Source organism: Microbacterium esteraromaticum, from assembly GCF_900163815.1.
In the GTDB taxonomy this organism is placed as follows: domain Bacteria; phylum Actinomycetota; class Actinomycetes; order Actinomycetales; family Microbacteriaceae; genus Microbacterium; species Microbacterium esteraromaticum_B.
The window spans coordinates 134,449-146,008 of sequence record NZ_FUKO01000002.1 but is presented as its reverse complement, the minus strand read 5'-3'; the positions used below and the strand labels follow the sequence as shown (position 1 = coordinate 146,008).

Annotated in this window: 9 protein-coding genes; all 9 read left to right on the top strand. The window is 66.5% G+C overall.

Annotated elements, in window-relative coordinates; all coding sequences use genetic code 11:
• The first annotated feature begins 2 nt into the window (after positions 1–2).
• The 9 genes from FM104_RS00725 to FM104_RS00685 all read left to right on the top strand — a co-directional run bounded on the left by FM104_RS00725 (position 3) and on the right by FM104_RS00685 (position 11,530).
• A complete protein-coding gene (locus tag FM104_RS00725) occupies positions 3–2,579 on the top strand; it encodes a DNA polymerase III subunit gamma and tau (RefSeq protein WP_087129527.1) in 2,577 nt (858 codons plus the stop codon).
• On the top strand, positions 2,579–3,172 hold the full coding sequence (recR, locus tag FM104_RS00720) for a recombination mediator RecR (RefSeq protein ID WP_087129526.1): 594 nt from the start codon (positions 2,579–2,581) through the stop codon (positions 3,170–3,172). Before FM104_RS00725 ends, recR begins: the two co-directional genes overlap by 1 nt.
• Complete coding sequence (locus FM104_RS00715) at positions 3,169–4,089, top strand: DMT family transporter (protein ID WP_256971442.1); 921 nt, start codon at positions 3,169–3,171, stop codon at positions 4,087–4,089. Before recR ends, FM104_RS00715 begins: the two co-directional genes overlap by 4 nt.
• Positions 4,090–4,406: 317 nt before the next feature.
• Entirely contained in the window at positions 4,407–5,693 is a 1,287-nt protein-coding gene (locus FM104_RS00710) for an aspartate kinase (protein WP_087129571.1), read from the top strand.
• 303 nt (positions 5,694–5,996) lie between these two features.
• On the top strand, positions 5,997–7,115 hold the full coding sequence (locus FM104_RS00705) for a DDE-type integrase/transposase/recombinase (RefSeq protein ID WP_179206615.1): 1,119 nt from the start codon (positions 5,997–5,999) through the stop codon (positions 7,113–7,115).
• A 251-nt stretch (positions 7,116–7,366) separates the two neighbouring features.
• Complete coding sequence (locus tag FM104_RS00700) at positions 7,367–8,437, top strand: aspartate-semialdehyde dehydrogenase (RefSeq protein ID WP_087129524.1); 1,071 nt, start codon at positions 7,367–7,369, stop codon at positions 8,435–8,437.
• Positions 8,438–8,548: 111 nt separating this feature from the next.
• Entirely contained in the window at positions 8,549–10,021 is a 1,473-nt protein-coding gene (locus FM104_RS00695) for a malate:quinone oxidoreductase (protein ID WP_087129523.1), read from the top strand.
• Between the two features lie 10 nt (positions 10,022–10,031).
• Positions 10,032–10,673: a thymidine kinase gene (locus tag FM104_RS00690; RefSeq protein ID WP_087129522.1), complete on the top strand. Its 642-nt coding sequence runs from the start codon at positions 10,032–10,034 to the stop codon at positions 10,671–10,673.
• A gap of 98 nt (positions 10,674–10,771) precedes the next feature.
• Positions 10,772–11,530: a FadR/GntR family transcriptional regulator gene (locus FM104_RS00685; RefSeq protein ID WP_087129521.1), complete on the top strand. Its 759-nt coding sequence runs from the start codon at positions 10,772–10,774 to the stop codon at positions 11,528–11,530.
• Positions 11,531–11,560: the final 30 nt, after the last annotated feature.

Here is an 11,560-nt window from a genome sequence, read left to right as displayed (position 1 = left end):
GGGTGACGACAGCCCTCTATCGCCGGTACCGGCCCGAGACCTTCGCGGAGATGATCGGGCAGTCCCAGGTGACCGACCCGCTCATGACCGCGCTGCGCGGAGACCGCGTCGGGCACGCTTACCTCTTCTCCGGACCTCGCGGCTGCGGAAAGACCACGTCAGCACGCATTCTTGCGCGGTGCTTGAACTGCGCGGAGGGTCCGACCGACACTCCGTGCGGGGTGTGCCCCAGTTGCGTGGAGCTCTCGCGCTCCGGCGGGGGCTCGCTGGATGTGGTCGAGATCGACGCGGCCAGCCACAACGGCGTCGACGATGCGCGCGATCTGCGCGAGCGCGCCACCTTCGCGCCGAGCCGGGACCGATTCAAGATCTTCATCCTCGATGAGGCGCACATGGTCACGCCGCAGGGGTTCAACGCCCTGCTGAAGCTGGTGGAAGAACCACCCGCGCATGTGAAGTTCATCTTCGCCACCACCGAACCCGAGAAGGTGCTCGGCACGATCCGCTCGCGCACGCACCACTATCCGTTCCGTCTGGTGCCACCTGCGGCCATGCTCGAATACGTCGAGAAGCTGTGCGCCGAAGAGGGCGTGAAGGTCGAGCAGGGCGTGCTGGCTCTGGTCGTCCGCGCGGGCGGCGGCTCTCCCCGTGACACGTTGTCGCTCCTCGACCAGCTGATCGCGGGCTCCGACCCGGGGGTCGGTTCAGATGCGCAGACCGTCTCTTATGAGCGTGCGGTCTCACTGCTGGGCTACACCCACGCGGCGCTGCTCGATGAGATCGTCGATGCGCTCGCCGCCGGCGATGCGGCGGCGGCTTTTCCGGCCGTCGACCGCGTGGTGCAGACCGGGCAGGATCCGCGTCGTTTCGTCGACGATCTGCTGGAGCGCCTGCGCGACCTGATCGTCATCGATGCGGTCGGCGACGGGGCATCGGCGGTGCTGCGGGGCGTTCCGGCTGATGAGATGCAGCGGATGCTGGCGCAGGCGGCCGGCTTCGGCGGCGCACGCCTTTCCCGGACTGCTGATCTCGTGAGCCGCGCGCTTGATGACATGACCGGCGCGACATCGCCGCGGCTGCACCTGGAGCTGATGGTCGCACGGGTGCTGGCGGGTGCGCCGGCAGTCGCTGGCGCGTCGGTGCCTGCGGGCGCGCCGGTGGCGGGTGCGGCGGCACCCGCACGGAACTCGGCTCCCGCACGGAACTCGGCTCCTGCGGCCTCTGCTCCCGCGACGGCCCCTGCGCCTGCTCCAGCGACGGCCCCTGCGCCTGCTCCAGCGGCATCCGAACCGTCACCAGCGTCGGCCCGGCCGACGGTGGCTTCATCGGCTCCTGCAGCGGCCGCGCCGGCCGCGGCGATACCGACGGAAACGCCATCCGCTGCTGTGGCTCCTGCATCGGATGCACCGGAGCAGACGGCATCCGCGCCCGCAGGAGCATCCGCTCCCGCGGTTGCAGGCGCACCGAAGGCTGCGCCGACTGGTGAACCCGCATCCGTACCGGCAGCAGGATCCGCCACGCCATCCACATCCGCTGGTCCGGTCGATTTTGCGGCGATCACGGCCGCGTGGCCGGCGGTGCTGACTCGACTCGATGCGATCAACCGGGCATCGTGGCTGATGGTGACAACAGTGCAGCCGCTGGCGTACGACGCCGAGACCGAGGTGCTGACCCTTGGGTTCGCGCGCCCGGACGACGTCGCGCAGTTCAAGGGCACAACTCCCGGAGAAGGTCCGTCGGATCACCTCCGAACGGCTATCGAGCAAGAGCTGAGTGTCACGGTCAAGTACCGTCCGGCTCCCCTTCCTCCGAGTGGCGGCGGGGGAGGAGCGAAGCCGCCGTCCGGCCCGGCTCCCACCGGTTCTGCACCGTCGCGTGTGACTCCCCGTGGCGACGACGCGCCTGCTGCCGGCTGGGCCAACCCAATGAGCAGCCCGGCTTCGACCGAAGGGCCCGCACCCACGAAGTCGGCCGGACCAGAGTCGCAGCAGCGAAAGCCCTCGGGAACAGGCTCAGGCCCGGCATCCGCTCCCGCCTCCCGTGCGGCATCCGCGGCAGTGACCGAGTGGGCGGTCGCACCTATTCCGACTGCGGCGCCCATCGAGCAGCCTGTTGCGCAGTCGCTTGCCGCAGCCCCGCAGTTTCCCGTCGATGACGAGCCGGCTGAGGTCGAAGCCGCGGCTTCGGCACCACAACCTCCCGTCGACGGCCGGGTCGACTCGCCCATGCAGCCCGACGACGAGTACCCGCCGTTCGATGACGAGCCGCCGTACGACCCGATGTACGACGAACCGCAGGCCGCTCGTGTCTCGGCTCCGCGGCCTGCATCACCCGTGCCGCCATCCGCGGCGCCGGTCGCGGCCCCGTCCGCACCGACATCTTCTGCGCCCAGCATTCCGGCATCCAACCGCAGCAGTTCGGATTCCGACGGAAACGCCGCTCGCCCGGAATCCCCAGCCGTCACACGCAGCCCAGCGCCAGACGGCGTTGAACGCCGCGGCGAGGCAGTGATCCGCCAGGTGCTCGGCGCGAAGTTTCTTCGTGAAGAGCCCTACGAGCCCGCGACGAGGTTCAACTGATGTACGACGGCATCGTTCAAGAGCTGATCGATGAGTTCGGTCGTCTTCCCGGCATCGGGCCCAAGTCAGCGCAGCGCATCGCGTTCCACATTCTGCAGACGCCCTCGTTCGACGTCGCCCGACTCGCTGTGCTTCTTACCGAGATCCGCGAGCGGGTGAAGTTCTGTGAGATCTGCGGCAACGTGTCCGAGCAAGACCGCTGCGCGATCTGTCGCGATCCGCGGCGCAACCCCGAGCTGATCTGCGTCGTCGAAGACGCCAAAGACGTCGCCGCCATCGAGCGCACCCGAGAATTCCGCGGTCTTTACCACGTGCTCGGCGGAGCGATCAGCCCCATCGCGGGCGTCGGACCAGACGATCTGCGCGTAGCTCAGCTGATGACGCGTCTCGCCGATGGCACAGTGCAAGAGGTCATTCTCGCGACGAACCCCAACCTCGAGGGCGAAGCAACCGCCAGCTACCTCAGCCGACTGCTCACCAGCATGGAGATCACGGTCTCGCGGCTGGCATCCGGTCTGCCCGTCGGGGGCGACCTGGAGTACGCCGACGAGGTCACTCTAGGTCGTGCCTTCGAAGGTCGCCGACGGCTGTGAACACGCAGTACGCAGGGTTCACGAAGCGTGGCTGGATCCTGTTCGCCATCATGGCGCTCGTGTGGGGCATCACCTACCTGTTCATCAAAGAAGCGGTCGACTCGTTCTCACCGCCTGCCGTCGTCTCGGCGCGCACTCTGCTCGGCGGGCTCGTGCTGCTGCCCTTCGCGATCCGCGCCGGAGCGCTGAAGGCCGCGTGGAAGTGCTGGCCCTGGGTGCTCGCCTTCGGCCTCGTCGAGATGGCCGGGCCGTTTCTGCTGCTCAGCCACGCAGAGACGCAGCTGCCCTCCGGTCTGACCGGACTGCTCGTCGCGACCGTGCCGCTGTTCGCGGTGCTCATCGCGCTCTTCCGTGGCGACCGCACGGTGCTCGCACCGGTGCGTCTGGGCGGACTGCTGCTCGGGTTCGCCGGGGTCACCGTCGTCGTCGCCGGACCGGGGCTGTTTCCGCACGGCCCCGACAGCGCCTTCGCCATCGGCGAGATCCTGCTGACAGCACTGCTCTATGCGATTGCGCCGTTCATCATCGCGCACAAGCTCAACGACGTGCCATCGATCGGCACGATCACGCTGGCGCTGTTCGCCATCGGGCTGGGATACCTTCCGGTCGCACTGCTCACCCAGCACGAGGTGCCGACGGTGCGCTCCACCGTCTCACTGCTGCTGCTCGGCATCGTCTGCACCGCAATCGCATTCGTGGCGTTCTTCGCTCTCATCCGTGAGGTAGGGCCGGTGCGTGCTCCGCTGTTCACCTACGTCAATCCCATCGTCGCCATCGTGCTGGGTGCTGCGCTGCTGTCCGAACCCATCACTCCCGGGCTGCTGATCGGAATGCCGATCGTCCTCGTCGGATGCTGGTTCGCCGCCACCGGCGGGCGCCTGCGCCCGCGAGCATCCGAAGCTGCCCCGCCGCTGTAACCGGCAGTGGGCAGTCGGCAGTCCGCGGCAGTCCGCGGCATCCGCCCCGCACGTCTGGCCGCCCGGCCCCGCCCTGCCCGGCCCTGCCCTGCCCGGCCCCGCCCTCAACACTGAAGGACGTCGGCAATTCTGAAGGACTATCCGGCCAGGATTCTCCTTCAGAACTGCAATCATCCTTCGTTCGAGGCACCGTTCGGAGCGTCATTCGACACGCCTGGCCCGCACCGTGTGCCCGATTCGACACATGCACAGGAAGGCATGATCGCGATCCGTAGACTGTGCGTGGGTGAAACCGCCCGCAGTCCCCGGGAGTGAACGTGGCCCTGATCGTGCAGAAGTACGGCGGCTCATCCGTCGCCGACGCAGAGAGCATCAAACGCGTCGCCAAGCGCATCGTCGACACTCGTCGTGCTGGTCACGATGTGGTCGTCGCCGTGAGCGCCATGGGCGATACGACCGACGAGTTGTTGGAGCTCGCCCACGAGGTGGCGCCGCTTCCTGCTCCACGAGAACTCGACATGCTGCTCTCCAGCGGAGAGCGCATCTCGATGGCATTGCTGGCGATGACCATCCATTCGATGGGATTCGAAGCCCGCTCGTTCACCGGCAGTCAGGCCGGAATGATCACCGACTCGCACCACGGAAAAGCACGCATCGTCGACGTCACGCCGATTCGTCTGCGCGAGGCCCTCGATGAAGGGGCGATCGTCATCGTCGCGGGGTTCCAGGGCTTCAACCGCGACACCCGCGACATCACCACACTCGGTCGCGGCGGATCCGACACGACCGCTGTTGCACTGGCGGCGGCGCTGAAGGCCGATGTCTGCGAGATCTACAGCGACGTCGACGGCATCTACACGGCAGACCCGCGTGTCATCCCCCGTGCGCAGAAGCTCGACCACATCTCGAGCGAGGAGATGCTCGAACTCGCAGCCAACGGCGCGAAAGTGCTCTACATCCGCGCCGTCGAGTATGCACGCCGTCATGGCGTGATCATCCACGCCCGCTCCACGTTCTCGTCGAGCGAAGGCACCTACGTTCTGGGCACGGGCATGAAGAACCCGCGCGAATCCGAGGGAGCAGTCATGGAAGAGCCAATCGTCGCCGGAGTCGCCACAGACGTCACTCAGGCCAAGATCACGGTCGCCGGCGTTCCGGACGTGCCTGGCAAGGCTGCCGAGATCTTCAAGATCGTCTCCAAGGCGGGCGCGAACGTCGACATGATCGTGCAGAACGTATCGGCCGCGACCACCGGCCGCACGGACATCTCTTTCACGGTGCCGAAGGCCGATGCGTCGACGACCCTCAAGGCGCTCGCGGCCGAGCAGACCGAGGTCGGCTTCGAGAACCTGCTGCACGACGACCAGATCGGCAAGCTGTCGGTCGTGGGCGCTGGCATGCGCACGCACTCCGGTGTTTCTTCGATCCTTTTCCAGGCGCTCAGCGCCAGCGGCATCAACATCGAGATGATCTCGACCTCGGAGATCCGCATCTCGGTGGTGCTGCGCGGCACCGACCTCGCCGATGCTGCGCGTTCGGTGCACGCCGCTTACGGGCTCGACAGCGAGATCGAAGCCATCGTGCACGCTGGCACCGGCCGCTGACCAGCATCCACTTCTCCATCGAGAAACCACTTCCCGCTCGAAAAACCACGTGTGAAGTGGTGTGCTGTCTCAGGAGATAGTGGACGATGCTGTCTCAGGACATAGTGGATGTTTCTGGAGTCTCAGGACTTCGTGGACCATCTGGCTATGTCTCGTATTCCGGATCGTGTCCGTAACCAGGTGATCGAGTGGCGTGAGGATGCGCCGCGGGGAGCGATCCAAGAGTTCTGCGCACGTCATGGTGTCTCGACGTCGTGGTTCCACGCTGTTCGTGCCAGAGCGGTGGCCGAGGGCCCAGCAGGGTTGGTCAAGCGCAGCACGCGCCCGCATCACAGCCCGACCGTGATGCCGGAGGTCGTTGTCGCGGTCGTGATCGCGACACGGCGCGAGCTCGTCAGGCAGGGCAAGGACTCCGGGCCTCGTTCGATCCTGGACGTGTTGGAGCGGTCCGGGTTCAGTCCGTTACCATCACGGTCCACGATCGCGCGAATCCTGGACCGCGTGCACCTCGTCAAACGGAACAAACACAAGCGTCCGAAACGATCGCACACGCGGATCCGTTCTGAGTTCCCGAACCAACGGTGGCAGTCAGATGGGCTCGAGGTCGCGCTCACGACGGGAGAGATCGTGGTGGTCGTCGAGATCCTTGATGACTGCACCCGCTACAGCATTGCCCTGCACCCCGGCCCTGCGGAGAACTCCCTCGTCGTTGTCCAGGCGTTCCAGCAGGCGATTGCCGGTTATGGGCGTCCCGTGGTGGTGCACACGGACAACGGGACCGCATTCAATCAACGCCGCGCGAACAAGACGAGCGCGTTAGACGCGTTCTTGTCTGATCTGGGCGTGAAGATGATCTCCGGCCGACCTCGCCATCCACAATCGCAGGGGAAAGTTGAACGCGCCCATCAGACGCTACTGAACTTCATCGACGCGCGCCGACCGGCAACGATCGAGCAGTTGCAACAGATTCTGGACGAGTATCGGGACTGGTTCAATCACCACCGCTCCCACCAGTCCCTGCCACCACGGACCGCGCCCGCTGACCTTTACGACACGCTCCCAAAGATCGCCCCGCCGGGTGACCCGATCACGCCACCGAACGCGTCACGGCCCGCCTCACGCCCGGTCGCGAGACAGGAACGATACAACGCGATCATCCAGCAACGCACGGCGAGCGGAGGAGGCCGCGTCCGGTATCTGCTTCATGTGTTCATCCTCGGGAAGGCCTGGCACGGGCAACGCATCACGATCCTGCGCAACGACGACACTCTCGACCTATTCGACTCAGCCGGCGAGCTGATCACCACCACGCCCTGGCCCGCGAGCAAAGCCGAGATGAGCCTCACCCGCCAAATCGACCACACACCACCCCACGCGAACAGTCCACTAAGTCCTGAGACTGAACCGTCCACTAAGTCATGAGACTCCACACCACGTGCGGCGTGATTTCTCGTGCAGGAAGTGGTTTCTCGGCGGGAGTTCGGGACCGTGGCGGGAGGCCGGGACCCTGGGTGGGAGTTCAGGGATCCGCGGCAGGATCCCGCGAGACGCACGCGCCGCACGCCGTGACCAAGCGGGTAGACTCGCCGCAACCCTGACATCGGCGCCAGGCGCGGCATCCGCATCCTGATGCTGAGCCTGGCGCATCGCTTTTGACGCCAAGGACTTTCTTCATGACTCGTATCTCTGATTCCGGATTCTCCATCGCCATCGTCGGCGCGACCGGCCAGGTCGGCACCGTGATGCGCGAGATTCTCATCGAGCGCGCGTTCCCGATCCGCGAACTGCGACTGTTCTCGTCGTCGCGATCGGCGGGCAAGGCCATCGAATTCGGCGGCAAGACGGTGATCGTCGAAGACGTCGAGCAGGCGGACCCCACCGGCATCGACATTGCGCTCTTCTCCGCGGGCGGGACCGCAAGCCGCGCCTACGCCGAGAAGTTCGCCGCGGCGGGGGCCGTCGTCGTCGACAACTCGAGTGCATGGCGGATGGACCCCGAGGTCCCGCTCGTGGTCAGCGAAGTCAACCCGGATGCCATGGACGAGCGCCCCAAGGGCATCATCGCCAATCCGAACTGCACCACCATGGCTGCGATGCCGGTACTGAAGGCGCTGCACGCCGAGGCCGGACTCGAGCGGCTCATCGTGAGCACCTACCAGGCCGTCTCTGGCTCGGGACTCTCCGGGGCGCAGGAACTGCTCGGCCAGGTCGAGAGCGTGATCGCCCAGGGCGACACGCTGCGCCTGGTGCACGACGGATCGGCGATCGACTTCCCGGCTCCGGACAACTACGTCGCCCCGATCGCCTTCGACGTCATCCCGCTGGCCGGGTCTGTCGTCGACGACGGCGACAACGAGACCGACGAAGAGAAGAAGCTCCGCAACGAGAGCCGCAAGATCCTCGGTCTGCCCGACCTGCGCGTCGCCGGCACCTGCGTGCGCGTGCCCGTCTTCACGGGGCACTCGCTGTCGATCAACGCCGAGTTCGCCGAAGACATCACCCCCGACCGCGCGCGTGAAGTGCTGGCAGCAGCCCCGGGCGTCGTCGTCGATGAGGTTCCCACTCCGCTGCAGGCAGCGGGCAAGGACCCGAGTTTCGTCGGTCGCATCCGCGCCGATCAGTCCGCGCCCGAGGGCAAGGGTCTCGTGCTGTTCATCACCAACGACAACCTGCGCAAGGGCGCCGCGCTGAACGCGGTGCAGATCGCCGAGGAGCTCACTCGCCGCCTCGCCCCGGTCGTCTGACCATCGCCCGTCTATTTGGCGCAAAGTCACGTAATTCCACCGGAATAGCGAGACTTTGCGCCAAATAGACGCGTGTGAGGGGCATGTGCCGCACGCCGTTAGACTTGTCGGGTGACTGAAACCGTCGATGTCGTGCTGATCGGTGGGGGCATCATGTCCGCCACACTGGGTACTCTGCTGCATGAGCTGCAGCCGGACTGGAAGATCGTCGCCTACGAGCGACTCAGTGATCTCGGCCAGGAGAGCTCGAGCCCGTGGAACAACGCGGGCACCGGCCACGCCGCGCTCTGCGAGCTGAACTACATGCCGATGGCATCCGACGGCACGCTCGACCCGGCGAAGGCCGTCTCGATCAACGAGCAGTTCCAGCAGAGCCGCCAGTTCTGGTCGACATTCACCGACCGGGGAGTGCTGGGCGAGCCGAAGAGCTTCATCAACTCCACGCCGCACATGACCTTCGTTCGCGGTGAGAAGGACGTCGCGTTCCTCAAGGCCCGGTACGAGGTGCTCAAGAAGCAGCCGCTGTTCGCCGGCATCGAGTACAGCGAAGACTCGCGCGTGATCAACAAGTGGGCGCCGCTGCTCATGCAGAAGCGCCGCAAGGGCGAGCCGTTCGCCGCGACTCGCGTCCCCTCCGGCACCGACGTCGATTTCGGTTCGCTCACCCACCAGCTCTTTGACCATCTGGCCGATTCGGGAGTCGAGGTCCGCACCGGGCACGACGTGAAGAGCCTCAAGCGCCAGAAGGACGGCACCTGGCTGGTCAAGTACCGCCACAGCATCGGTCGCACCCCCGGCCAGGTCAAGGCGCGCTTCGTCTTCGTCGGCGCCGGCGGCTGGGCGCTCAAGCTGCTCCAGCGCTCGGGCATTCCCGAGATCAAGGGCTACGGCGTCTTCCCGATCGGCGGGCAGTTCCTCAAGACGAGCAACCCCGCTGTGGTCGCGCAGCACAACGCGAAGGTCTACTCGCAGGCATCCGTCGGCGCACCGCCGATGTCGGTTCCGCACCTCGATGCGCGCGTCGTCGACGGTGAGACCTCACTGCTGTTCGGTCCGTTCGCGACGTTCAGCCCCAAGTTCCTCAAGAACGGGTCGATGTTCGACATCGTCGGGCAGGTGCGCCCGCACAACCTCTGGCCGATGCTGCGCGTCGCGTTCGCCAATCCCGACCTGATCACGTACCTCGTCAGCGAGCTGGTGAAGACCCACGGCAAGAAGGTCGACAGTCTGCGCACTTTCGTGCCGACCGCGAAGGACGAGGACTGGACGCTGATCCAGGCCGGCCAGCGCGCCCAGGTGATGAAGAAGGATGCGGAGAAGGGCGGAATCCTGCAGTTCGGCACCGAGGTCATCGCCTCCGCCGATGGCACGATCGCCGGGCTCCTGGGTGCCTCGCCCGGTGCATCCACCGCCGTGCCGATCATGCTCGGTCTGCTCAAGCGCTGCTTCCCAGAGCAGTATGCCGGGTGGGAGCCCGCGCTGCGCGAGCTGATCCCGACCATGGGCGAGACGCTCAACGACGATGCGGATGCTGCCGCGCAGTCGATGGCCGAGACGGCATCCGTCCTCTCACTCACGGCCTGACGGGCGCACCGTGGCGAAGCTGTATTTCCGCTACGGCGCGATGAATTCCGGTAAGTCGACTTCGCTGCTGCAGGCGGCCTACAACTATGAGGAGCGCGGGCAGCGGGTGCTGCTCGCGAAGCCGGCGATCGACACCAAGGGCGCCGCGCAGATCGAGAGCCGGCTCGGGGTCACGCGCGAGGTCGACTTCCTCATCGATCCGGATGCTGATGCGCGCGCGCTGTTCGCCCGCGAGCGCGAGCGCGTGCGGCACGAGGGCGACGACGAGCTGCTGCCGACCGAGCCGGCTGATGTCGCGTGCCTGCTGATCGACGAGGCGCAGTTCCTCACCGCCGAGCAGGTGGACGATCTGTTCCGCATCGCAGTGATCGATGGCATCCCGGTGATGGCCTACGGCATCCGCAATGACTTCCGCACCCATGCTTTCCCCGGTTCCGCGCGTCTTCTCGCGATCGCACACGCTCTGGAGGAGCTGAAGACCATCTGCCGCTGCGGACGCAAGGCCGTGTTCAACGGACGCGTCATCGGCGGACGCTTCGTCTTCGACGGCGACCAGGTCGCGATCGACGGTGCGGGCGATGCGCTCGTCACCACCTACGAGTCGCTGTGCGGCGGCTGCTACCTCGAGGAATCCGGCGGCGTTCTGGGCTGAGGCCCTGGCCGACTGCGGGATGTTCCCGCGGGACGTGGGCACAGGCTTGCGTGGTCTGACCACACTCGATACGCTGTGGTCAGACCACAGGAGGACGGATGCCGCAGCCCGCAGCGCCCACGGCGACGCAGCGCGCGTGGCGCACCGTGCTCGAACGCATCGAGAACGACCTGCTCGACGGCTCCCTGGGCCCGGGGGATCGTCTGCCGTCCGAGCGCGACCTCGCTGCCGACCTCGGCGTCGGACGCTCCAGTGTTCGCGAGGCGCTGCGTGTGCTCGAGGTCATGGGGCTGATCCGCACGGCGACGGGCTCAGGACCGCAGTCCGGTGCCATCGTGATCGCCGCCCCCTCCGGCGGCATGTCAGCGCTGCTGCGACTGCAGGTGGCGGCTCAAGGCTTCCCGCTGGCCGACGTCGTGCAGACACGGCTCGTGCTGGAGGATGCTGTTGCTGCAGCCCTCGCGGCTGACGCCGACCGCGACCTGACCGGTGTGCACGCCGTTTTGAACGCGATGGACGATGAACAGCTCACCGCCGTCGAGTTCCTCGCCCTCGACGCCGAGTTGCACTATGCGCTCGCACAGGCATCGGGCAACACAGTGATCGCCGCGATGATGGCGGGGCTGCGCACGTCGATCGAATCGTACGTGCTGGAAGGGTCTGCCCGCATCGAAGACTGGCCGGGCATGGTCGCGCATCTGCGGTCAGAGCACCGCGAGATCGTCACGGCGATCGAAGCCGGAGGAACGGACGCTGCGCGAGCCCTCGTGCGCAACCACATCACCGGCTACTACGCCGCGGCTCTCGGAGCTGGCCACCTCGGCTCCGCCCACACGTCCCCTAGAACACGTTCCTGAGCGATCTGAACGATCGCCCCCGAATTCCCG